This is a genomic window from Nostoc sp. DedSLP03, assembly GCF_034530815.1.
Lineage (GTDB): Bacteria > Cyanobacteriota > Cyanobacteriia > Cyanobacteriales > Nostocaceae > Nostoc.
Genome location: NZ_JAVRCK010000002.1, coordinates 46,577 through 70,867, shown reverse-complemented (window position 1 = coordinate 70,867; position 24,291 = coordinate 46,577). Strand labels below are relative to the sequence as shown.

General features: G+C 41.9%; 20 protein-coding genes. 12 read left to right on the top strand and 8 right to left on the bottom strand.

Annotation, left to right across the window (positions count from 1 at the left end; all coding sequences use genetic code 11):
• Positions 1 to 130 precede the first annotated feature (130 nt).
• Positions 131 to 964 carry a bifunctional hydroxymethylpyrimidine kinase/phosphomethylpyrimidine kinase gene (gene thiD, locus RM368_RS01425; protein ID WP_322692387.1) on the bottom strand — a complete coding sequence of 278 codons (834 nt, stop codon included), beginning with the start codon at positions 962 to 964 and terminating at the stop codon, positions 131 to 133.
• Positions 965 to 1,478: 514 nt separating this feature from the next.
• On the opposite strand from thiD, the gene RM368_RS01420 reads away from it, so the two are divergent.
• Positions 1,479 to 1,640 carry a hypothetical protein gene (locus RM368_RS01420; protein ID WP_322692386.1) on the top strand — a complete coding sequence of 54 codons (162 nt, stop codon included), beginning with the start codon at positions 1,479 to 1,481 and terminating at the stop codon, positions 1,638 to 1,640.
• A gap of 226 nt (positions 1,641 to 1,866) precedes the next feature.
• The gene (locus RM368_RS01415; protein ID WP_322692385.1) at positions 1,867 to 4,752 is read left to right on the top strand and encodes a choice-of-anchor D domain-containing protein; all 2,886 of its coding nucleotides are present in this window, start codon (positions 1,867 to 1,869) and stop codon (positions 4,750 to 4,752) included.
• 336 nt (positions 4,753 to 5,088) lie between these two features.
• Here RM368_RS01415 and RM368_RS01410 read toward each other — a convergent pair whose 3' ends face one another.
• The gene (locus RM368_RS01410) at positions 5,089 to 5,517 is read right to left on the bottom strand and encodes a hypothetical protein (protein ID WP_322692384.1); all 429 of its coding nucleotides are present in this window, start codon (positions 5,515 to 5,517) and stop codon (positions 5,089 to 5,091) included.
• Positions 5,518 to 5,636: 119 nt separating this feature from the next.
• Here RM368_RS01410 and RM368_RS01405 point away from each other — a divergent pair, with 119 nt between their 5' ends.
• Positions 5,637 to 7,487 carry a S8 family peptidase gene (locus RM368_RS01405; protein ID WP_322692383.1) on the top strand — a complete coding sequence of 617 codons (1,851 nt, stop codon included), beginning with the start codon at positions 5,637 to 5,639 and terminating at the stop codon, positions 7,485 to 7,487.
• Between the two features lie 101 nt (positions 7,488 to 7,588).
• On the top strand, positions 7,589 to 7,822 hold the full coding sequence (locus RM368_RS01400; RefSeq protein WP_322692382.1) for a hypothetical protein: 234 nt from the start codon (positions 7,589 to 7,591) through the stop codon (positions 7,820 to 7,822).
• Here RM368_RS01400 and RM368_RS01395 read toward each other — a convergent pair.
• Together RM368_RS01395 and recA are read right to left on the bottom strand one after the other, a co-directional pair.
• Positions 7,809 to 8,132 (bottom strand): thioredoxin family protein, encoded by a 324-nt coding sequence (locus RM368_RS01395; protein WP_099103723.1) that lies wholly within the window; start codon positions 8,130 to 8,132, stop codon positions 7,809 to 7,811. The genes RM368_RS01400 and RM368_RS01395 overlap by 14 nt on opposite strands.
• A gap of 206 nt (positions 8,133 to 8,338) precedes the next feature.
• Entirely contained in the window at positions 8,339 to 9,418 is a 1,080-nt protein-coding gene (recA, locus tag RM368_RS01390; RefSeq protein ID WP_322676991.1) for a recombinase RecA, read from the bottom strand.
• 491 nt (positions 9,419 to 9,909) lie between these two features.
• Between recA and RM368_RS01385 the strand changes: the two genes are divergently transcribed.
• From RM368_RS01385 to RM368_RS01375, 3 genes are read left to right on the top strand one after another with little or no spacing between them, the layout of a single operon-like run.
• The gene (locus RM368_RS01385) at positions 9,910 to 10,443 is read left to right on the top strand and encodes a hypothetical protein (protein WP_322692381.1); all 534 of its coding nucleotides are present in this window, start codon (positions 9,910 to 9,912) and stop codon (positions 10,441 to 10,443) included.
• Between the two features lie 12 nt (positions 10,444 to 10,455).
• The gene (locus RM368_RS01380; protein WP_322692380.1) at positions 10,456 to 10,896 is read left to right on the top strand and encodes a hypothetical protein; all 441 of its coding nucleotides are present in this window, start codon (positions 10,456 to 10,458) and stop codon (positions 10,894 to 10,896) included.
• An 11-nt stretch (positions 10,897 to 10,907) separates the two neighbouring features.
• On the top strand, positions 10,908 to 11,357 hold the full coding sequence (locus RM368_RS01375) for an HNH endonuclease signature motif containing protein (protein ID WP_322692379.1): 450 nt from the start codon (positions 10,908 to 10,910) through the stop codon (positions 11,355 to 11,357).
• A gap of 137 nt (positions 11,358 to 11,494) precedes the next feature.
• On the opposite strand, the gene RM368_RS01370 is transcribed toward RM368_RS01375, so the two are convergent.
• The gene (locus tag RM368_RS01370; protein ID WP_322692378.1) at positions 11,495 to 11,923 is read right to left on the bottom strand and encodes a type II toxin-antitoxin system VapC family toxin; all 429 of its coding nucleotides are present in this window, start codon (positions 11,921 to 11,923) and stop codon (positions 11,495 to 11,497) included.
• Positions 11,916 to 12,149 (bottom strand): hypothetical protein, encoded by a 234-nt coding sequence (locus RM368_RS01365; protein WP_322692377.1) that lies wholly within the window; start codon positions 12,147 to 12,149, stop codon positions 11,916 to 11,918. The genes RM368_RS01370 and RM368_RS01365 overlap by 8 nt, the downstream gene beginning before the upstream one ends.
• A gap of 141 nt (positions 12,150 to 12,290) precedes the next feature.
• On the opposite strand from RM368_RS01365, the gene xseA reads away from it, so the two are divergent.
• From xseA to RM368_RS01340, 5 genes are all read left to right on the top strand, one after another.
• Positions 12,291 to 13,559: an exodeoxyribonuclease VII large subunit gene (xseA, locus tag RM368_RS01360; RefSeq protein ID WP_322692376.1), complete on the top strand. Its 1,269-nt coding sequence runs from the start codon at positions 12,291 to 12,293 to the stop codon at positions 13,557 to 13,559.
• Entirely contained in the window at positions 13,552 to 13,779 is a 228-nt protein-coding gene (gene xseB, locus RM368_RS01355; RefSeq protein WP_099102361.1) for an exodeoxyribonuclease VII small subunit, read from the top strand. The genes xseA and xseB overlap by 8 nt, the downstream gene beginning before the upstream one ends.
• Positions 13,780 to 13,902: 123 nt before the next feature.
• Positions 13,903 to 16,161, top strand: coding sequence for an ATP-binding protein (locus RM368_RS01350; RefSeq protein ID WP_322692375.1), 2,259 nt, complete (start codon positions 13,903 to 13,905; stop codon positions 16,159 to 16,161).
• The gene (locus tag RM368_RS01345; protein WP_322692374.1) at positions 16,158 to 16,631 is read left to right on the top strand and encodes a response regulator; all 474 of its coding nucleotides are present in this window, start codon (positions 16,158 to 16,160) and stop codon (positions 16,629 to 16,631) included. The genes RM368_RS01350 and RM368_RS01345 overlap by 4 nt, the downstream gene beginning before the upstream one ends.
• Before the next feature lie 1,094 nt (positions 16,632 to 17,725).
• Entirely contained in the window at positions 17,726 to 21,856 is a 4,131-nt protein-coding gene (locus RM368_RS01340; RefSeq protein WP_322692373.1) for a PAS domain-containing protein, read from the top strand.
• A gap of 13 nt (positions 21,857 to 21,869) precedes the next feature.
• Here RM368_RS01340 and RM368_RS01335 read toward each other — a convergent pair whose 3' ends face one another.
• Both RM368_RS01335 and RM368_RS01330 read right to left on the bottom strand, forming a co-directional pair.
• On the bottom strand, positions 21,870 to 22,877 hold the full coding sequence (locus RM368_RS01335; protein ID WP_322692372.1) for a chemotaxis protein CheB: 1,008 nt from the start codon (positions 22,875 to 22,877) through the stop codon (positions 21,870 to 21,872).
• A 178-nt stretch (positions 22,878 to 23,055) separates the two neighbouring features.
• The gene (locus RM368_RS01330; protein ID WP_322692371.1) at positions 23,056 to 23,760 is read right to left on the bottom strand and encodes a Uma2 family endonuclease; all 705 of its coding nucleotides are present in this window, start codon (positions 23,758 to 23,760) and stop codon (positions 23,056 to 23,058) included.
• Between the last annotated feature and the right edge of the window lie 531 nt (positions 23,761 to 24,291).

The following is a 24,291-nucleotide window of genomic DNA, read 5'->3' as shown; positions in this document are numbered from 1 at the left end:
AAACTATGCCCAAGAATAATAGAAAAATACCGAAAGGGCAAAGATTTTTTATTTGGGCATTGGAGATGAGGTACTGAGAACATTTTTCTCTAGTCTTCATCCCCAATGCCCAGTCTCCAATCCCTAATCCCTAGTCTCTAGTCCCTAGTTTCCACAATGGGAAGAAGTGTCCCACAGGGCCTTGTCCTTCACCAATATCTAGGGCATAAGTGAGTGCGGTAGTCACATATTCTTTTGCCTGTTGCACTGCTTGCCACAAATCTTTTCCTTTAGCTAGATTAGCAGCGATCGCAGCCGATAGTGTACAACCAGTACCGTGGGTATTTTTTGTCTCTACTTGCTGGCAAGTCAAAACTTCCAACTTGTCCCCATCAAACCAGATATCAACGCCACGCAAATCTCCCTGCATACCTCCGCCTTTAACTAAAACAACCTTTGTCTTTAAAGTCTTGTAAATAATTTCAGCAGCAGCTTGCATATCCTCTAAAGAATTAATTTGTAAACCGCTCAAAATCTGGGCTTCATAGCGATTGGGCGTAATCATAACCGCTTTGGGAATCAAGGCATGGCATAAAGTCTTTACAGCATCATCATCAATCAATTGTGCTCCCGTGCGTGACACCATTACTGGATCGACTACTAAATTATTGATTTGTAAAGCTTCTACTTGCTGGGCAACAGCAAAGATAATTTCCTGATTGAGCAACATTCCAGTTTTGGCAGCTTGTACGCCAATATCCTCAACTACTGCCTGAATTTGCCCCACAACAGCCTCTGTTGGCATAGCATCAACCCTTTTCACTCCTAGAGTGTTTTGTGCCGTGACGCAAGTTATAGCACTAGTACCGTGGACACAGTGAAAAGCAAAGGTGCGTAAATCAGCTTGAATTCCTGCACCGCCACCGCTATCTGAACCAGCAATGGTTAAAGCAACAGGTATTTTGGAGTTTATTTCAGCGTTCATATTATGAAGATTAAGTAAGTTGGTATCATCACAAACTATCTCAAAGATTGATGAACTAAGCTAAAATCCTCTTTCTCCTGTGCGATCGCCACCACAACCTGACTTGAGAGTTCTGAATTATTTAGAGAAAGTTCATCAAATTCTTGCACAAAGAGCTTTTTATGCTCATATCATTCTGGAAATTAATAGAACCCCACCAGATATATCCATAATTTTTTTAATTTTGTTGTAAAAAAACTTACTACATTACGGGCTTTTACTGATATCAAGTGCTATTTGTAAAGGTTAGTTTTAACTAAGTTCACAACGCTCAGTTACACCGCTTAAAACAGGTTCAACTAAGTTGTTACATTAGTCCCCTTAAGTTAAAGGGTCAACCTAACTAAAGTTTCAACCAATTTAACTTCGATCGCTTGAACTTTAAGTCCCCAGTTATCAGCTAAGGGTGAATTTTACCATGCAGATTTGGCAACCTCTTGACCTAAAACAACGCATAAAGTTCAGAGGAATTACTATGCCAAATACGATCGTTTTATTGAAAAAACCAGATGCTAAAGCTGGTTTACGAAGAGCAGCAATGTCTACGATGGTCTATGCCTTTGCATCTGGTAAAGATGAAGTCTGGAGTAGAAGTATCTACGCGCTAATCGTCCAATTAATCTCAACAAAACTCTGACGATTGACGGTATTGATATTCCTGATTTAACCATTAACGGTTGACAGGAGAAAAATTTTTCAGTTTGACAACAGTGTTTCTACAATCGACGCGATTTGAAGTCGCGATCGGATAACTGTGACTGTCCAGTGCCGATAGACGACTCATTCAAATAACTACTTAGCAACTGAAGAAAGTTGCTGAGATTGTACTACCAATTTCCACTACACATATTCGGAGTAAACAGATGGCTGGCAATACATATTATGTTTCTGCAACAGGTAGTGATAAAAATAATGGCTTAGACGAAGAATCTGCATTTCTTAGCTTGGGTAGAGCTGTATATGAGATGAAAGCAGGCGACACCCTCTACGTCATGAATGGAAATTATCAAATGAAAGGGGTTACGCTTTTCAACTTGAATGGCTCACCAGATAACTGGACAACAATAAAAGCTTATCCAGGGGCTAAACCTAAGATCACAACAACAGGAAATGGCATTACTATATTGAGTTCATCCTACGTGCGGATTGAAGGACTTGATATAAAAGGCAATCGGGAAAACATTACTCTCGAATATGCCTTACAAGAGAAGGATAACCTGAATAACCCCTTGACCAATAGTAATGGTATTGCTGTTAATGTATGGAAAAACGCTGATGGTGTAGGTGGTACTAATCCCCATCATATTGTCATCACTGGTAACACAATCCGTAACTTTCCAGGTGGAGGCATAGCATTCAGTAATTCAGACTATATAACTGTTGAGAAAAACATTGTGTCTGGAAACGCTTGGTATTCACCTCACGGCAATCAGGGAATAACCTCCCTCAACAGTTTTAATTTTGATAACAATACCACTGACTACAGAATGATTTTTCGAGACAACATTGCCTACGATAACCAAAGTTTAGTTCCGTGGAAAAATGGAGGTGTTGACAAAATCACTGAGGGACATGGGATTATGCTTGATACTACCGATATCAGCAAAGATAATGTGCCCTATACAGGTAAAGCATTAATTGCAAATAACATTACTTACAACAATGGAGGTGCAGGCATTAATGTTTTCAAAGCTACCAATGTTGATGTTATCAATAACACAGCTTACAAGAATGCCCAAGTTCTTCCAGATTCTGGAGAGATTGGTGTTACTTATTCGGAAAATGTACGTGTCTACAACAATATTTTGTATGCAAACGAAAATCAATATGCTAACAGAATTAAGTACGACACAAATGTAATTTTCGATCGCAATCTTGTTTATAACTCGAACCTATTCCAAGCTTCAGATAATTTAAACGCTACAGGGTTACAGAATCTTTTGGATCAAGATCCTCAATTTGTTGATGCAGACAATGGGAATTTTGCACTAAAACCTGGAAGTGTGGCGATTGATGGTGGTTCTAATGCCTTCAATAGCATCACTAAGAAGACTCCTCAGGATGGTGATGGTAATGGCAGTACAGTCATTGATATTGGTGCATACGAAGCTCCCCGCAGCTCCAGCAAAACCCCAGAAATTCAAGTTATCAATGGCAATATTGACATTATTGATGGCAACACCGCCATTAACTTTGGCGAGACTCTTGTTGGTGAACCTTTGATTAAAACTTTTACTATCAAGAATACCGGTATAGCTGCACTCAACCTAAGTAATCTTAAACTTCCCAACGGATTTAGTTTGGTTGGAACTCTTCCAACGAGTGTGGCAGTTAATGCTTCCACCACCATATCGGTGGCACTCAATCCTACTGCACCCGGCATCTATAGTGGCAGCCTCAGTTTAAACAACAACGACATTAATGAAAACCCTTTTGACTTTGCTATTAGTGGCACAGTTTATACCCCGGAAATTCAAGTTCTCAATGGCACTGTTGACATTACAGATGGTGACACCACCGCCATTAACTTTGGTGAAACGACAGTTGGTGACACCTTAACCAAAACCTTTACTATCAAGAACACCGGTACAGGCGCACTCAAGCTGAGTAAACTTGAACTTCCCGACGGATTTAGTTTGGTCGGAACTCTTCCAACGAGCGTGGCAGTTAATGCTTCTACTACCATATCGGTGGCACTCAATCCCACTACAGCTGGTAGCTATAGTGGCAACTTCAGTTTAAAAAACAACGATATTGATGAAAGCTCCTTTGACTTTGCCATTAATGGCACAGTCAGACCCGCTCCTGTCCAGGGAATTCAAGTTCTCAATGGCACTAACTTCAATGACACTTTTACTATCCGACGAGGCGATGGCAATTACAGCATCACTGACTTTGGTGGTGTAGGTACTAGTTCAAACCCTTCGGCTACTGTGGTTGGCAAGATAGACACCTTGCAATTTATTGGTAATGAATTGACTGCGAGAAATCTGCAATTAACTCAAAATGGCAGCAATTTAGAAGTCAGCTTTGGAAATGTGGCTAATACTAAAGTCACTCTGCAAAACTTTAAGTTAGAAAACCTAGACAACTTAGCCGCATCGACAACAAGACCTGCTATCGGCAATATCATCTTTGACGGAGAAGACAGTGTTACCAAAAGCTTTGATGTAATTAATGCCAACTCCACTCAAACGTATATTTCTACAGCAAACACTGTCACTTTCCTCAATGACTTGAACAATAACATCAGCGGTTTTTACGCTTCCAACGATGTGATTAATGGTCAGGGGGGTAATGATACCATAAATGGCAGCGGTGGTGACGACCTACTGCGGGGTGGTACTGGCAACGATCTTCTCATTGGTGGACAAGGCAACGATACTCTTGTGGGTGGTATCGGTGCTGACTCTTTCCTCTACGACACCAATTCCATCTTTAATAGTGCGGTTGTGGGTATTGATACTATTGCTGACTTCAATCGCTCTCAAGGTGATAAGATTATCCTTGATAAGACTACCTTTACTGCTATTACTTCTGTTGTGGGAACGGGTTTTAGTAACACCAGTGATTTTCAAATCAGCAGTTCAGGGGCACTTAGCAGTGCTGTAATTGTCTACGACCGTATGACTGGGCAGTTATTTTACAATCAAAATGGTAGTGCTGCTGGTTTCGGCAGTGGTGGTCAATTTGCACAACTTACTGGTGCGCCCTATGTTACTGCCTCTGACTTCATCATTCAAGCATAGCTGGGTCGGGTCAACTGAATGCAAGTGCCATCCAAACATGAATCGAGTTTTAAGGCGGCTTTCAATTAGATAGACCACATCCATAGGAGCGCAATAAACATAGGAGTGAAAAAGAATGTAGAGATGTAGCACGGCTACATCTCTATAAGGGTTTTGGATAACGTATATTGAATTTATGGAGATGTTTAATAAATGGTAGTCAAGTAAAAGCCATTCTAAAAAACATCTTTCCAATAAAAATGTCGTTGTCCATGAATAATATCACCATTAGCTATCTAACTTTTTGACCAGAAATAGCCGTATTATTTGGAACTTATAGTTTTAATATAACTACTGCTATGGTTGCGATCGCAAGTCTTGTAATACCCTCTGCAAAAACTTCCCCCATTCTGCTGCCAAAGGAATTTCTGTAAACGGAACCCGCACTGAGTTAGTAGATTCAGAAAATAGAAATTCTAATTCTATAGAACGACCTTTCTCAGGTGGATTGTTTACATCTACTGATTTTTCATCTACTAAAACCTGGATTTGTTTGATATCAAGCAAGGAGAATGTTTCTAGTTTAATCGGCCCTTGAGGCGTGGGTTTTCCCCAAGTGATATTGTTGTCTTTTTGACCTAATACAGCATAAATATCATACTTGGCTCGTTCAAATTGCTCTGCCCAAGTGCGATAGGCTTCGACTTTTTGATACTCCTTCGAGCCTTGCCAAGCCAACCAGAAAAACATTACTAACAGCGGCAACCACAAAAGACCACGTTCCATCGTTTAAAAAAATCCTCAGTTTTGAATGAAACTTGTAACTAAAAGTGCAAAATTTACCAACAAGGGGTCGAGATAAGTTATGGTATGAGCAAACTGGCAAAAAGCGGTGATGAGTTAATATGAGAAAACTTATATTATGGTGCTTGTTTGTCATTGGGCTGGGAGCTGCCATATTTGGTTTCCTGAATTTCCAGGGATTGGCAGCTAAAGGAGAGTTTGAGACGATTTTGCTTGATTTTCGGGAAGATATTCCATCACTTGTAGTGGAACAGAATTTGCAAGCGATCGCCAAACAATACAACGTTACACCCCAATTAGACAACAAGTTTTCCAAAAAAGATAATGTGTATATTATCAAAGGCGATCGCCAACGGCTCCAAGAACTGAAAAAATCTCAGTTTGCCCAAGCGACAGAATTGATTGAACCAAACTATATCTACAACAAGATTCCCCAACCAGGTAAAACCGCTTGGCTAGGTGAATTTTTAACACCCCAAGAAGATGAAGAAGCAAGTCCTTCATTGACTGGCCCTAATGACCAATATTACAGCAAGCAATGGAACTTGCACAAAATCGGTATTGAAGGCGCATGGAGTCAAATCAAAGGCAGTGGCATCACAGTCGCAGTGATTGACACCGGGATTACTAAGGTTCGCGACTTGTATGAGACAAAATTCGTCAAGGGCTATGATTTTGTTAACGACCGAGAAGAAGCCACAGACGATAACGGCCACGGTACTCATGTTGCCGGAACTATTGCTCAAGCCACAAATAACAAATATGGCGTCGCTGGAATAGCCTATGAAGCCAGTCTGATGCCCCTGAAGGTACTCAGTTCTTATGGCGGTGGTACCGTTGCCGATATTGCCGAAGCGATTAAATTTGCTGCTGATAAAGGCGCAGATGTGATTAATATGAGCTTGGGTGGTGGCGGTGAAAGCCAGTTGATGAAAAATGCGATCGAGTATGCCCATAGAAAAGGTGTTGTTATTATTGCCGCAGCCGGTAATGAAAACACTAACGGGGCAAGCTATCCAGCGCGCTATCCCTACGTTATCGGTGTTTCGGCAATTGGCCCAGATGGCGAAAGAGCGCCCTATTCTAACTTTGGTGCCGGGGTAGATATCTCTGCTCCTGGTGGTAGTGAAGCTGGTAAAATTCTCCAAGAAACCATCGATGAAAAGGGCGAAGGCGTATTTCTCGGTTTTCAGGGTACAAGCATGGCTGCTCCCCATGTTGCTGGTGTTGCGGCATTAATCAAAGCTGCTGGCATTAAAGAACCAGATGAAGTCTTAAAAGTCCTCAAGCAGTCAGCGCGAGTGATTCAGGATGATGGTTTGAACTATTATGGCGCTGGACAACTCAATGCAGAAGCAGCAGTCAAACTAGCCTTTAGCGGACAAATCAGTTTTCCAGATTTCTTTCGGTGGTTACGGGATAGCGGCTATCTTAACCCCGGCTTTTGGATTGATGGTGGTGCGGTAGCACTGTTACCCAAGATTTTAATGGTAGTTGGTTCCTATCTGCTGGCTTGGTTTTTACGCGTTTACTTCCCCTTCACTTGGAGTTGGTCTTTATCCAGTGGACTAATTGCAGGCAGTTCTGGGTTATTCTTCCTCAAGGGAATCTATATTTTTGATCTTCCCCAATGGCCTTTCCGGGTTTTGGGCAGTTCAATTCCCGAATTAGGCAATACCCTCCAGGGAACTGATGCATTAAATCCCCTATTTGCCAGTGTACTGATTCCCATTGCGTTAATGGCATTGCTGCTGGGACATCCTAGTTGGAAATGGTTCGCCATTGGTTCAACTTTAGGTGTAGCAGCGTGCTTAACTACAAGTGCATTTTTCGAGCCGACAGTTTGGGGATTGGGAAGTGGTAACTTAGCACGTCTCTTCCTCATTGCTAATGCCCTAGTCTGTTATGGACTTGTTCGTTTAGCATTGAAAAACGAAGAAAAAATAGCATAAATAGGGAATGGGGACTATGTATCTGGGATTGAGATTGGGAAAATTCTTCTCCAGTCCCCAGTCCCCAGTCCCCAGTCTCCAGTCCCCAACTCAGCACTTTTATGAGCATTACAATTACAGGTACAGTCGAACGTCGTGATATTGGTACGGGCGCATGGGCGTTAGTTACAGAAGAGGGCGTTACTTACGAAATCCTCAGAGGGGCTGACAAAGACCTACTCAAAGCGGGACAAAAAGCAAAAGTTAAAGGGCAGGTGCGTGAAGATATCATGACAACTGCCATGATTGGCCCTGCCTTAGAGGTCAAATCTTTTGAGGTAATTAGTTCTGATTAGCTGTGGAATTTAGAACCTCTTGCAGACGACTTCTAAATTCCCCTTTGGGATGACCTCCTTTTACTTCACCAACAATCTGAAATTCCCCCTCTGGAGAATTGCAGAGGATGTAAGTAGGCCATCCCATTTCTGATTTATCGGGATATTGAGTCAATAAAATCTTGCGATACTTGCGGTAAGCAGTCGTATCTTGCATTTTTACATCGATAAACTCTAAACCCAGTTCTTCAGCCACCTTTTTGTCATAAAAAGACATTTTGTGGCAGATGCCGCACTCTTCTGAAGAGAACTTAATTACAGCTAAACTCATGGGTTGGCTACTCTTTGATTATAAACAAAGTTTTTGAGCATAATGCCATGAAATATTACCATATAGCTGGTCATTAGTGTCAATCTAAGGCTGAAACCCCGATCCAGTATTTTTTCCTTATCCAAATCTCGATAAAAATAAGGTGCGTTAGCTTTCTTTGTAACGCACCATCTATTAGCAATTGCAGATTAATAAATCCGCATACTTTATTCTTCTGGCTCTAAATCGACTTCTTCCTCTTCATCTTCGTCACTAGCTTTAGCGACAGAGTTAGCAGAAACAACAGCACCTTTATCTAGCTTTTCACGCACTAGTTTCTTAATTTCTTCAGCAAATTCAGGCTTTTCTTCTAGATACTTAATGGCGTTATCTCGTCCTTGGGAGATATTATCGCCGTTGTAACTATACCAAGCTCCTTTGCGGATAATAATGCCAGTTTCTTCTGCTAAGTCAACAAGACAACCCAAGGTAGAAATGCCTTTACCAAAAATAATGTCAAATTCCGCTATTCTAAAAGGCGGCGCTACTTTATTTTTGGCGACTTTGACTTTAACGCGATTACCAAATTCATCAGTACCTTTTTTCAAGGTTTGAATTCGCCGAATATCCAAACGCACCGAAGCGTAAAATTTCAATGCGTTACCGCCAGTAGTCGTTTCTGGGCTACCGTAAGTAACACCGATTTTTTGTCGCAACTGGTTGATGAAAATTACTGTACAACCAGATTTACCAATATTGCCAGTAATCTTACGTAGGGCTTGGCTCATTAACCGCGCTTGCAGACCAACGTGAGCATCGCCCATATCGCCTTCAATTTCAGCACGGGGAACCAATGCTGCTACTGAGTCTATAACTACAATATCAACCGCAGCCGAGCGAACAAGTTGATCGACAATTTCTAAAGCTGATTCGCCAGTGTCAGGTTGGGAAATCAACAAATTGTCAATATCTACACCCAATGCAGCAGCATAAGTAGGGTCTAGGGCGTGTTCAGCATCAACAAAGGCAGCAATACCGCCATTTCTTTGCACTTCGGCGAGCGCGTGTAGCGCTACTGTAGTTTTACCAGAACTTTCCGGCCCATAAATTTCAATTACCCGACCTTTGGGTAAACCACCACCCAATGCTAAATCTAGGGTAAGCGCTCCACTGGAAATCGTTTCCACCCGCATCCGGGTAGCATCGCCCAAGCGCATGATTGCTCCTTTACCAAAGCTGCGCTCAATCTGGTTTAGCACCATAGTCAGTGCTTTTTGCTTGCCAGAAGTATCGGTGTTGATAGCCATTCCTGCCTCTAATGCCTCTTAATATATGGTTTTAAGGAGTGTTGGTGTCGGAGTTTGAGTAGAACAGATATACTATTTTAACCAGAAAATTCTGGAATAGGACTTCTCAAATCAAAAAAAGGGGTGTGACAAGATCGTAACTCGATCGCTACCAAATTAGGGTAGCTCTGCACAATGATACCAACTTACATTCAGAGATAGCTTCTTTTTGGCTGGGTAAGCAAGGGTTTTCAAAGAAAAAATTACCTAAACAACTGACCTGACGCAATGTACATAGTTAGACTGCTTGATTTTGGAGAGATAAAAGCTTAGTACAATGCGACGCGATCGATAAACCATTGAATTTTGCTGACTTATAACATAAATCGCAGTAGTCTCCGACATCGATAAGTTTAGTAAAGTTAGCGTTTTTATTAAATCTAGACTGTTGGCATAGGAATTTTATACCGATAGAATGGTGATATAAATCACATTTATTATTCTAAGCAAACGTGAATAAGTCACAGGCTATTAAGCTACTTGAAAGTGAGGCATGGACAAAAGCAGATGCTATGCGTGCTTTGGAAGTAATTGACTTTAGTACCAATCCTGATGAGATTACCATTCGTAGAGCTATTTCGCGTTTTGCTGGTTCTGAATTAATTAAGCGTCAGCGTCTTCAGGCTGTTCAGAAAGGACTGGTAACGAAAAAAACTAAAGAGATTGAGTTGAAGGAGCAAGAATATGCTGCCAAAATTGACCAATTTAATAAATATCTAAAACAGGAAAGAGAAAAATACGAAGTTGAAATTCAAACTTTGTCTCAGACAAATAAAATTTCAGAAGTTGAAATCAAGAAAATATATTCTCAAAATAAAAACTTAACAGAAGTAAATGAGCAACTTCAAAAAGACAATAAAGCTATGAAAAGTTTAGTTGATCAAATTAGGCTTCAGCTAGCTATGAATACTAAAAAAATTCTCCAATATGAAGATAGTGAGATTCGCAAGGCAGTTATTACTTTTTTTAAATGGACGCTAGGCTAAAGGGCTGATTCTATGACTGACAAAAAGGGGAAAAAAAGAAATTTTAAAGGAATGAGTTATCGTGATGTTCAACGTGCTAACTCAAAGAATCGAACTAAGCTTCATAAAGAAGATCGATTTTTCTTAAAAGAAAAACTTTATAAAAATATTGGATGGAATAATGTTATTAATCTTTATCAAAGAATAGAGGAAATTTTAAATAGATATCAGATTGAGGATTTAACGCTTGAGGAATTATTTTTAGAGGTTGATCGTATTGGAAATAAATACCTTACGATTAAAGAGATAGAAAATTTCAATCAAAATTTCTCTAGAGAAGTCAATGAAATTTCAGACGAAATAGATAAGCAGTTTCCTGATACAGAAATACAATTTATTGATTTTAGTAAACAGACTAGCAAAAGATATCAAAAAAAATCTAATCAAAAGTCATATAGAACTCTAAAATTTTAGTGAGAAAGATAGTGAGTCTTAAAGATAAAGAACTTAAAGAATTATTTGAGCTTGCGGATAAAATTGGTAGCAAGCGATATAACAGACTAACTAATCAAGATTTTGAAAATTATAGAAAATTCGATTACTGGCGATATGTTAATGGACATTTTGAGTGTGGAACAACTCAAGAAAGTAAAGATTGGGTGAGGGAAAATTCCAACTGGTACTGTCCAATTTGTGGATATCACTACTCTGATAAAGGTGGTAAGAACATAGATCACAAGCTACCTCGGTCACAGTATCCTTGGTTATCAATGGAATTCAAGAATTTATGGGTCATTTGCGAGGTTTGTAACAAAGAAAAGGGTGAAATGCATTGGTACAAATATGAACACTATATATTTGTTCACTATCCCGATATTTATCTTGCTGTAAAAATGGCACGTCCTAGCCAGTTACTCCAGTCTCTAAAATATTAAACCAAATAGAATAGCGTAATCAGTTATTACTTTTATACCTACTGGGAAATTTAACATTCAATAAATAGTTTTATATTTGCATTAGAGCATTTAGCTAATGGCGAAACTTGATGGCATTTCATCCATTTACATTGTTGCTATAAACGCCAGTTATCTAGCTTTAGTGAATAATTTAAATCCTGAATCCTTTGATAATGAGATAAATTACCCGTAACTAAAGTTAGATTATGACTGATGGCAATTGCAGCAATCATACAATCGGGATAACCAATTCTTTTTCCGGTTGTCTCCAAATCAGCGTAGATTTTTCTCGCTAATACTGCTTCTGTCAAGTCAAAGGATAATATTTCCTGTGAATTCAGTATAGCTAAAAATTGCTGAAGACGTTTTTCTTGCTTACGTTTTTGCCAGCCTTCTACAATTTCCATGACTGTAATTGCAGAAATTGTATATTTATTAAACTGATGTAAGTAACTATTGGCTTTGACAATAATAAGAGGATTTACTCGTTTAATAATTTCTGAAAGAATATCCGTATCAAGTAGAGACTTTTCTACTTCATTCATCTGTTTCAGTATATCCTCTTTTTTCCATCGCTTCAGCAACAATTTCATCAACAATTTCTGGAACATCAGCATATAATCCCATTAAAGGATTGTTTTTCTCCTGAACTTCTGCTAAACGTTCAATTACGTGACTAATCAATTCTGATAAAGTTGATTTATTGACTATTGCCAGAGTTTTTGCTCGTTCAAAGGTGAGTCTGTCTAGTTCAAGTTCTATTCTTTCCATTATCGTTTTAAACTCTATTTAGTGATTAATTTAAGTCTAATAGATTTTTCGGATATTTTCAGTTTGATTATTCAACAAAATAGCTATCAATTAATGTTATTTGCTAAAATTTGATTAGGCTTTTGCTTTCGTATATCTTTGATGACTCTCGACCTTCCCGACTCTCTGATTCTCGATACAGCGCTTTCAGTATCTGGATTAACTGACTATATCCGCTTGCTGTTAGAGCAAGATGAACAATTACGGCAAGTTTGGGTAACTGGCGAAGTTTCCAGTGCTAACAACCATCGCAGCGGTTTATTTTTCACGTTGCAAGATCCCGATCGCACCGCCGGCATTAAGTGTGTAGTATGGAATAGCCAATTGCCAAAACTCGCCCAAATGCCTGTTCCTGGCGAACAGATAATCATTTTGGGCAGCATTCGCGTTTATCCACAACGGGGAGAGTATCAGTTATCAGTTTGGCAGACTTTACCTGCTGGTGTTGGTTTACAAGCACTGCGCTATCAACAACTCAAAAATCGCTTGCTGGCTGAGGGGTTATTCGACGCGCAAAGAAAGCGATCGCTCCCAACCCACCCCCAAACGATCGCTGTTGTCACTTCACCAACGGCGGCTGCTTGGGGCGATATTCAAAAAACTCTCAAGCAAAGGTATCCAGGTTTACACGTTTTATTTTCTCCGGCGACCGTACAAGGCGAGCAAGCACCAGAATCTATCGTCAAAGCAATTGAGCGGGTGGAAAGAGATGGGCGCGCCGAAGTGCTAATTTTATCGCGGGGTGGTGGCGCGGTGGAAGAATTGGCTTGTTTTAATGATGAACGAGTGGTGCGATCGCTTGCTACTTGTTCTATTCCTGTAATTACTGGGATCGGCCATCAACGAGATGAATCTTTAGCAGATTTAGTCGCAGATGTATGTGTGCATACACCGACTGCGGCAGCAGAAATGGTTGTGCCATCACTTTCAGAGTTATATACTGAACATCGGCAGCGAGTTGTCGCTCTACATGACGCGGTACATGACTTTAGGGAAAATGCTGAAAATAAACTGCAAGTATTACGTAATCGTTTGCGACGTTTGCGGTTAGATCGGCAAGTGCAGCAGGAAGTGGAAAAGCTAGCTTGGAAGCGTCAGCATTTGGTGCAAATTACCACGGGGCGATCGCAGCAAGCAACGCAGCATTTAGAATTATTGCGGCAGAAGTTGGCTAGTCTTGACCCGAAAGCGGTGTTACAGCGTGGTTATGCGGTGGTGAGAAGGGAAGATGGGGCGATCGCTCGTTCGGCGGCGGAGTTGGAAGTGGGGCAAGAGTTAGTGATTCAGTTGGGGCAGGGTGAAGTTAAAGTGAAGGTTATGGAAGTGAACGAACCGCACAGACGCAGAGGACGCAGAGAGATTAATGGTTAAACGTAAAGGTGCTTCTAGTTCTGAGGAAGGTTGGAATTATGAGGCGAAGGTTGCTGAAATCGAGGGAATTATTACTCGCATTGAGGCGGGTGAATTGGAATTGGAAGCTGTGTTTGACCAATTTGCAACTGCTGTAGAGTATTTGCGTCAGTGCGAAGGTTTTTTGCAGCAGCGACAACAGCAGGTAGATTTGTTGATTGAAACATTAAGCCAAGAGTAGATGCCAAAGACTCTAGTTTGAGTCTAGGCTAGTGTGAATACAGGACTCAAAATCTTACTTAGATATAAAGAGTTTCTGCCTCCTGGAAGCCAGAGTTCTAATGAAGAGTTGGATAAACAGAGAATGACTGATGAGATCATTGATTTGACAAACTGCGATCGCGAACCGATCCACATTCCCAGTTTGATCCAGCCTCACGGGGTTTTACTGGTTTTGCAAGATCCTACCCTGGAAATCGTTCAGGTGAGCAGTAATACTCAGCAAGTTATTGGTCGTCAACCTGATGATTTGCTGGGCAAGTCGCTATCAGATTTACTCAATGTCAAGCAAATTAAACTAATTCAACAATGTCTTGCAGAGGATTTTGAGAGCGTTAATCCCCTAAATATAATCATCAAACATCAAAATAAATCAATTCATTTTGATGGCATTGTCCATCGTTTAGATACTATTATTCTTCTAGAATTGGAGCCGAAAAAAGCGAAGGAAAAAACAGGTTTTTTTGACTTTTATCAACAAGTAAGAGGAACCATTACCCGCATCCAAAAAGCACCAACGTTGCTAGAAATGTGCCAAATTGTGGTGACAGAAGTTCGGCGAATCGCTGGGTTCGATCGCGTTATGGTCTACCGATTCGATCGCGAAGGAGCAGGCAGGGTCATTGCTGAAGACACCAATCAGGAAACGCCCTATTTGGATTTACACTATCCGCCCTCTGACATTCCCAAGCAAGCCCGACAGCTATACACCTTAAACTGGCTGCGGCTAATTCCAGATGCTAGCTACCAGCCTGTCACCTTAATTCCAGCGAACAATCCCTTGACAAATCAACCGCTCGATCTCAGTTTATCTATATTGCGGAGTGTTTCTCCGATTCATCTAGAGTACCTGCAAAATATGGGCGTGACTGCCTCTATGTCTATTTCTTTAATGCACGAGCAAAAGCTTTGGGGATTGATTGCCTGTCACCATTCGTCACCCAAATATATTTCTTACAATATCCGCACCATCTGCGAGTTCATTGGACAGGTGATGTCTGTGGAACTAGCAAATAAAGAAGCAAGTGAAGATATTGATTACAAAAGTCAATTAAAGTTATTACAAACTCAATTTGTCGAAGGCTTGTCTCAGGCTGAGTATTTCCTGGATGGTATGGTGCAAATGAAATCTCAATTACTCAATCTGGTCAGCGCCACAGGAGCGGTGATATGTAATGGCGACCAGTATATTCAAGTGGGTAAAACGCCATCACAGTCAGAGATTCACGCCTTACTTGATTGGATTAAACCTCAACTGCATCATAACTTGTTTGAGACGCGATCGCTTACGAAAAATTACTCTGCTGCTGAATTATTTAAAGCGATCGCTAGTGGCGTGTTAGCTCTGGAAATTTCCAAAGTTCACCACAATTATATTCTCTGGTTTCGTCCAGAGGTGATTCAAACGGTGAATTGGGGCGGCAACCCCAACAAGCCTGTGGAAGTTTTCTCAGATGGCAGTTTAAGAATGTCTCCTCGCAAATCCTTTGAATTATGGCAAGAAACGGTGCAAGGAGCTGCCCTACCCTGGAAACCCTGTGAAATTGAGGTGGTAACTGAACTGCGAAGCCTGATTGTGGGCGTTGTGTTACGGCAGGCAGACAAACTGGCATCGATGAATTTTGAATTACAACGGAGTAACGAAGAACTTGATTCTTTTGCTTACGTTGCTTCTCATGACCTGAAAGAACCGCTGCGAGGCATTCACAACTACGCTAACTTCTTAATGGAAGATTATGCAGACGTACTAGATAATGATGGAATTGCCAAACTGCAAACCTTGGTGCGGCTGACGCAGCGAATGGAAGACCTGATCAATTCTCTCCTCCATTTCTCGCGGTTGGGACGCGCCGAACTGATCAGGGAATCAGTGAATCTGAATGAGTTAGTGCCCCAAGTAATCGCCATTTTGACCATTTCTCGACCGCAGAGCGAAGTTGAGTTTCGCATTCCTCAACCCCTGAAGAGCGTTCAAGGCGATCGCGCTCAGATTAATGAACTGTTCAGCAACCTGATTAGCAACGCTATTAAGTACAATGATAAACCTAAGAAATGGGTCGAAATAGGTTTTATTGAAGGCAATGGGGAAAGCAAAGTTGCTTCTAATTCTGTAACTTTCTACGTTCGTGATAACGGTATTGGCATCCCCCAAGAACATCTCGACAAAATCTTTCAAATCTTCCGCCGCTTACATGGACGGGATGACTTTGGCGGTGGGACTGGCGTCGGGTTAACCATTGCCCGTAAAATTGTGGAACGTCATGGTGGTAGAATTTGGGTGGAATCTACACTCACTGAAGGTAGTATGTTTTACTTTACCCTGTCGGCAGAGGCAAAAACATGACTCAAATTTCAGCCTCCCCGATCCTGGAAAAGCCACTACTTTTAATTGTCGAGGATAGCAATGAAGACTTTGAGGCACTGCAAAGATTTCTAGGGCGTTCTACCATTGCGATCGCTATTCAGAGGTGTGTGAATGGAGAAGAAGCCTTGGCGTTTCTTTATCGCACTGGTAGCTATGTGGAGCGCAAAAGTGCGCCCCGACCCGGCTTGATTGTGCTTGACTTGAACCTACCCGGAACCGATGGACGAGAAGTGTTACGCCGGATTAAACATGATGATAACTTGAAGATGATTCCGGTGGTGGTGTTTACTACCTCTAATAATCCCAAAGATATTGAAGTATGTTATCAATATGGTGTCAACAGCTACATCGTTAAACCAATCAATTTTGCTCAACTGAAAAGAGATATTCAGATGCTTGTGGAATACTGGTTTGAAGTGACGACACTGCCTGATTATCCCAAGGATTAGTCATGAATCATATCATGTCCGATTAAAGACTTATCGTTAAGACCGCAGGGGAGCAGCACTTCTGCTACGCTCAGTGACCGAGGGGCAGGGGGAAAGAGGGTTTTCTGGTTTCTGCATAGATTACGGGAATTATAACTAATTAACCGGACATGATATCAGAGATCGCCCATTGTCTTAATTGTTGATGATTGCCAGAAGATTGAGAACTCTATCTGCGATATTTACTGCGTGACCAGGAGTATTCCCATAGCATTTTAGCTCGACTTTATCCACGATTAAGAACTCGGTTTTCTGTATCCGGCAAAAACCCTAGCTGTTTAGCAAATAGTTTTTCCACATTACAGATTATCGATGAAGTTAAAAAGTAAAACTACTGTCCCATAAAGGTTGCATTCAAAAATACAGCATTTTGCGATCGCACTTGCAGAATGTGGATTATATCTTATATATAGGAATCATATTTGATTTTTGAACAAGACTCATACCAATTCAAAATTCACGCATTCAAAATTAGGGAAGCTAGACAGAACAAAGGTATGTCCCTATGTATCTGTCGCATTCTTTTTTGAAATTGGTATCAGTACGTATTTATCCCTTTTTTCTGTACCCTGTTCTCCTTTCCCTCTCCACGCAAGAAAATTCTCCGAATCAAATCGGATTCCTATATATATTACTTATTGAGTACATTTGCAATTGTAATAATGGCGATCGCATTCAATTTATAACAGAATTTAAACACGAGAATATTAGAAGATTCAAATTCCTTAATTATAAGCTTTACAGCGATTTTTTCTCCCAAATGATTTAGGATTGCTATTACGATCTTCATAGAAAATTTGTATGATTGAATGAATATTTATAGATGATTCTCTGGCAAAAGTGATATAAATTTTATAAGTAAGTTAAGAATTAAATTATACATTAATGTTATTAAATAAGTTGACGCAAAGCAGATGTAAAGAGCGAGCCAATAAATCTATCAACTATGCTAAAATCCAGGTATGATGAGGGTTTTAGCATTTTTATTTTAAATGTCAATTTTCTATGCCAACCTGCAAATGTGGGTTAACATCTACTTGATTAATTAATTCACAATGTCTCAGCAACAGCGCGCTCTCTTAATTGTCGATGATTCCCCAGAAGATCGAGAACTCTATCGGCGGTATTTACTGCGCGATCGCGAATATTCGTACACTATCCTAGAAGCAACGCTGGGACAACAGGGGCTAGAACTTTGGCAGCAACATCAGCCCGATGTAGTATTGCTTGATTATCGATTGCCCGACCTGGACGGACTGGAATTTCTGGCACAATTGCAACCCTCGACCCAACAGCCTTGCCTACCCGTGATTGTCGTCACTGGTCAGGGCAATGAAGCGATCGCAGTTAAGGCAATTAAAGCGGGCGCACAAGATTATCTTGTCAAAGAGCAAATTACCCCAGAAGGGCTGCAAATAGCAGTAAATGGGGCAATTGAAACAGTGCAGCTACGCACCCAATTACAACAGCGTATTGAACGAGAGCGCGTAGTCTCACATATTACCCAAAAAATTCACCAATCGCTAAATCTGGATGAAATTCTTCAGACAACTGTAACCGAAGTGCGAGAATTTCTGCACACCGATCGCGTCTTGGTTTTTCAGTTAAACCCTGATGGTAATGGCACAGTAGTAGCAGAATCGGTTGGGGCAGAGTGGCAATCGCTGCTCTCCCACACTATGTACGATCCCTGCCTCGCGGAAAACTACCTTGCATGGGATCGACCAGGAGTAAGCTACGATCCCGCCTTTGTCGAGAATTATATCCAACGCTATCGTCATGGTTACGTAACGGCAATATTTGATATTCAGGATAGCGGTATTGACCCCTGCCACATTGAATTGTTGGCTCAGTTTCAAGTAAAAGCTAATCTGGTGGTGCCAATTATTTACGACGATCGCTTTTGGGGATTGCTAATTGCTCATAATTGTGCAACTCCTCGAAGGTGGCAACCCTTAGAGATCGATTTGCTCAAAGAACTGGCGATTCAAGTTGGCATTGCAATTCGCCAAGCAGAACTTTATCAGCAGGCGCAGAATGAACTGACCGATCGCAGACGAGTAGAAGCAGAACTACGGGAGAGCGAACAACAGTTGCGATTGGCACTGTCAGCTTCTCGGATGGGAACGTGGAACTGGAACATCCAAACCGGAAAAATTTCCTGGTCGGATAACCTGGAAGGCTTATTTGGACTGGAGCCAGGAGAATTTGACGGTTCATTCGAGAAGTTTGCCGCGCGAGTCCACCCTCAAGATCGCGATCGCGTACTGACAGCCGTCGAGCTTGCTGTCGTCAGCGGAGAAGACTATGACATTGAATTTCGGGTAGTGCATCCCAACGGTAAAATTCGCTGGGCATTAAGCCAGGGTAAGGTGCTCTACGACCAACAGGGGCAACCAGTTCAGATGGCCGGTATCGATCTAGATATCACCGAACGCAAACGGTCAGCCGAAACTCTGCGCGAGAGTGAGGAACGTTTTCGGCAGCTTGCAGAAAATATTGATGCGGTGTTCTGGATCAAAGAAGTGTCGGAAAATCGAGTCAGCTATGTTAGTCCTGCATATAAACGACTGTGGGGATTGAAGCCGCAAGAATTGTATCAAGGACAACAAACATGGATCGATCGCATCCATCCAGAGGATCGAGAATCTACAGACAGAGCGTTTCATGAAAAAGCTGCCGCAGGTAAATTTGATGAGGAATATCGGATTATTTTACCCAATGGTAATATTCGCTGGGTTCACGATCGCTGCTTTCCCCTGCGAGATGAAACAGGAGAGATTTATCGGTTTGCCGGGATTGCCGAAGACATCAGCGATCGCAAACAGGCAGAGCAAGCTTTGCGAAACAGTGAAGAACGCCTGCAAATGGCATTGGAAGGTTCTGGTGGCGGTCTATGGGATTGGAACATTATTACTAATGAAGATTATTTAAGTTCCAGGTGGCTGGAAATGCTGGGATATGAAAAAGGAGAGTTACCGGATGACTTTAGCAGTTGGAAGCGACTAATTCATCCTGATGATAAAGTTTGGGTGATGGAACGGTTGAATGCCCATCTTCAGGACGATTCGGTGTCTTACAAATTTGAATACCGGATGTTAACCAAGTCTGGGGAGTGGAAATGGATTGCCAACCACGGAAAAGTGGTTTTGCGCGATCGACTGGGCAATCCCCTGCGAATGGCAGGCATCCATCATGATGTCACAGATCGCAAACAGGCAGAGCTTGCTTTGCGCCAGAGTGAAGAATTTAAGAACCGCATTTTAGAAAGCAGTACTGACTGCATCAAGGTATTAAGTCTTGATGGGCGGCTTCTGTACATGAATACAGGTGGACTGTGTTTGATGGAAATTGATAACTTAAATTCCTATCTTAATACTGAATGGCTCTGTTTCTGGGAAGGTAGTTCTCGGCAACAGGCAGAGGAGGCACTCGCTGCCACAAAAACAGGCAAAGTCAGCATTTTTCGCGGATACTGCCCAACTGCAAAAGGTACTCCGAAATGGTGGGAAGTGGTCGTTAGCCCGATCTTGGATGCCTCTGGCCAGCTGGAACGAATCTTGTTGATTTCACGAGATATTACCGATCGCAAAAAGATAGAACTGCTATTGCAGGAGAGCGAAGCCCGGTTGAAATTGGCGTACAAAGCTACACAATCGGGATTATGGGACTGGGACATTATCCGCAACAGAGCTCATGTATCTGAAGAGTACATTAATTTGTTTGGGCTTGACCCAAGCACAAAGGAAATCACTTATGAACTGTGGTTAAGTATCCTGCACCCAGACGATCGCACCTCAGCCGATGAAGCGGTGACTCACACCATCCAGCAACACCAAGAACACTATGAAGATGATTTTCGGATTATACATCCTGATGGCATTCGCTGGTTAGCGGCTAGAGGTCAGGTTTTCTACGATCTTGCGGGCAATGCAATCCGGATGGTAGGCAACGTCCGGGATATCACCGCTCGCAAACAAGCTGAAATCGAACGCGATCGCCTATTTCAACTAGAACAAGCAGCCAGAGCCGAAGCCGAACGCGCCAATCGAATCAAAGATGAGTTTCTGGCGATTCTCTCCCATGAATTGCGATCGCCTCTCAACCCGATTATCGGCTGGACAAGACTGCTGCAAACTCGCAAATTTAGTGAAACGAAAACGGCTGAAGCTTTAGCTACCATCGAACGCAACGCCAAACTACAAACTCAACTGATTGATGACTTGCTCGATGTAGCCAAGATTCTCCGGGGCAAACTCAGCATCGATGCGGCTCCTGTAAATTTGGCATTTGTGATTGAATCTGCGCTCGACACAGTAAATACAGCCGCCCTTTCCAAATCAATTGTGTTGCATTCAGTACTGCCGAATATTGGGCAAGTCTCTGGAGATTCCAACCGCCTGCAACAGATCGTTTGGAATTTACTTTCCAACGCGATCAAGTTTACTCCCAAAGGCGGACGGGTAGAAACCAAATTAGAGCGAGTTGACGATCGCGCACAGATTATCGTTAGTGACACTGGTAAAGGCATTAACCCAGATTTTCTCCCGTATATTTTTGAATCATTCCGTCAAGAAGATGTCTCAATTACTCGCAAGTATGGCGGGTTGGGATTGGGGTTAGCGATCGTCCGGCAGTTGGTTGAGGCGCACGGTGGCACCATCACGGCTGATAGTCCAGGTGAAGGCTTGGGAGCCACTTTTACAGTTCAGTTGCCACTGCTGAATGTGGAACCGGAAATCAAGCAGACAGATGAGTTGCCACAACCAGCACTCGAACTCAGCGGGATTCGAGTCCTCACAGTTGATGATGACCCCGATGCCCGTAAGCTATTAACAGTATTGCTTGCTGAATACGGCGCGCAAGTTTTGACTGTTGCTTCTGGGGCAGAAGTTTTAGCAAACTTAGAATCCTTTCAACCTGATGTCTTAGTCAGTGATATTGGGATGCCCGAAGTCGATGGCTATTCTCTGATTCAACAAATCCGCGCTTTAACTCCCGAAAAAGGGGGAAAGATTCCCGCGATCGCTTTGACTGCTTATGCTAGAGTTGAGGATTCCCAGCGAGCCATAAGCAGTGGCTATCAACGGCACGTTACCAAGCCCCTCGATCCAGAAGAGTTAGTTGAAGCTGTGGTGGCACTTGCACGCGGTAAACTAAACCATCTCATTCCTGAAAATGATTAGGTTTATTTAACCTTCAATCAACATCTGTGTTTGGATTGACCTTCAAAAGTACTTCTCGAATAATGGCAGAGGACTCCTTGGCAGAGTGTGCCTCCTCTTTGAATCGTGCCGCCAAGGTTTGATTGCGAGCCTCCATCCTTGAAGCCATACGATGTGATAAAGAAGCTTTCTCTTCCAATGCCCTCAAAGCGATCCATAGTGCATCCTCCAGCTTATCAGACTGCGTAGCCAGCAAAGTTTCTGCGGAATAAGCATGACCCGTGCGGCAGCGAAAGCGCAACAAATTTCCCTCTTCGAGTTCCCAGAGGATACCGCCGCAGTCAGGACAGCCAAAGGTTGATGGTTTACCAGGTCGATTGCTTTCGTTTTCTATTGCTTCCAAATCCAATTGCACTATTTTAGATTCAAACTCCATCTCGTTAGGTACTGGGTTTTCCGGTTGTATTTCCATTGCCGTATTAACTAGAGCTACTAAAGTAGAAGGAATATCTGAAAGTGGCAGAATATGGTCAATATCTTTTACGTTCTCGATCGCATTACGTGGCATATCAGGATACAAAGCATCGTCAGGATTTTGGACAATTGCCACACCACGCCGCATTTTTACAGCCATTAGTCCCGCCGTGCCGTCGTCAAGCAGACCTGTTAATAGCACAGCAATCACTCGCTGCCCATAAGTTCGCGCTGCACTGCGAAACAATGGATCGATAGCAGGACGACAACGGTTTTCTTTTGCACCCCGCGTCAAACGCAAATATCCTTTTTCTACCAGTAAATGGTGGTCAGGCAAAGCGACATAAATCCCACCAGGAACAATAGCTTCGCCGTCCTGAGCGTGAAACACTGGCAACTTGCCAGCACGACTTAATATTTGTGGCAGAAGACTCTTGCTGTGACTTGATATATGAAGGACTATAATTACAGCAGCATTGAGATCGGGCGGCAAATGCTTGACTAGATAAGTCAGCGCCTCAACTCCACCTGCTGATGTTCCAACGACTATAATATTGTGTTCAAGCATTAATGTAACAATTTCACTAGTATAGCAGCGTCGGCAACAAAAGCACATTTACCGCCAGTCTTAACATTAACGCAACCAAAGAATTTGCTCACCTAGCTTTGAGAAGATTATATTCTTTTTTGAGAAATAGGATTTTAGACAATAGCACGAAATGCAATTTCGCATCTTTAAAAGGGTTTTAAATACTTATCTGCTGAATAAACATCTGATGCTCTACTGAACTTAGCCCTTTTTGCAACACTGCCAAAACTTGTTGCATATTTCCTGCAACTAATGCTGATACATCAAGCCACAATCCCGGAAACACTTGACTTTGAATTATCCCTAACGCATTTGGGATCAGTGCTACGTATTCACCATTTTGCAAGCTGAACCAACTAACAGTGCTATCAAAAACCTGCCAAACAATATATTCCTGAATGCCATTGCGACGATAGGCACGTTTTTTATCATACAAATCTTTGCTAGCACTGCTGGCGGCAACTTCTGCTACTAATTCTGGCGCACCTTCCACGTATCCATCAGTACTTAGATGAGACGATCCGCCACACGCTGCATCGATTAACAAAATTGCATCAGGTTGAGGTTCATTATCTAAATCTAGCCGCACAGTTGGATTATCGCCCAATCTGACACCAGGTGTGGCTACTTTATAATTTCCCAGCCAAATCATTAAATTACCATGCGGTTCGGCATGTGGTTCAAAACGCAAAGGCGATCCCACGTAAACGACTCCTTCAATCAATTCGGCTTTCTTAAGGTTGGGCATGGCATTATAGCGACGCTCAAACTCTGGACGAATGAGGCGATCGCCACTCTCAAGAGGCGGAATGTCGGAGGGAGAATCAGTTGGAGTCGAATGTTGTGAAGAGGTGTTGACCACGAGCACAGGCAGTAGAGGTGGTTAAATTGATTGTATCGTAGTCGATTAAGCCAAAGAGACGTAGTACTAAGTCTCTACATTGTTTTTTGGTGCTAAGTCTCTTTCGACATCGCTCAAATTTAAACATTAGTTGTCAAAATTTGAGCGTTTGCAGCTAATGTTCTTCCATGTATAAGAAAGGTTTAAGTATTTGCAGTTAATGTATAATTATTTTTTGCAAAGGCTTAATACTTTGCAGCTAATGTTCTTCCATGTATAAGAAAGGTTTAAGCATTTGCAGCTTATGTATAATTATTTTTTGGAAAGGCTTAATACTTTGCAGCTAATGTTCTTCCATGTATAAGAAAGGTTTAAGCATTTGCAACAATCATTGTAATGGACTTATAAATCTATTTTTTACCTGAAATATAACAGATATCTTAAGAAGCTAGGGTGTACACACAAGTCCTAAAAAACTTGGTTTGATGAGGCTTGACTCGTTCCCAAGCGCCGCTTGGGAACGAGATAATGAACCAGTGAAATCGGAAATCG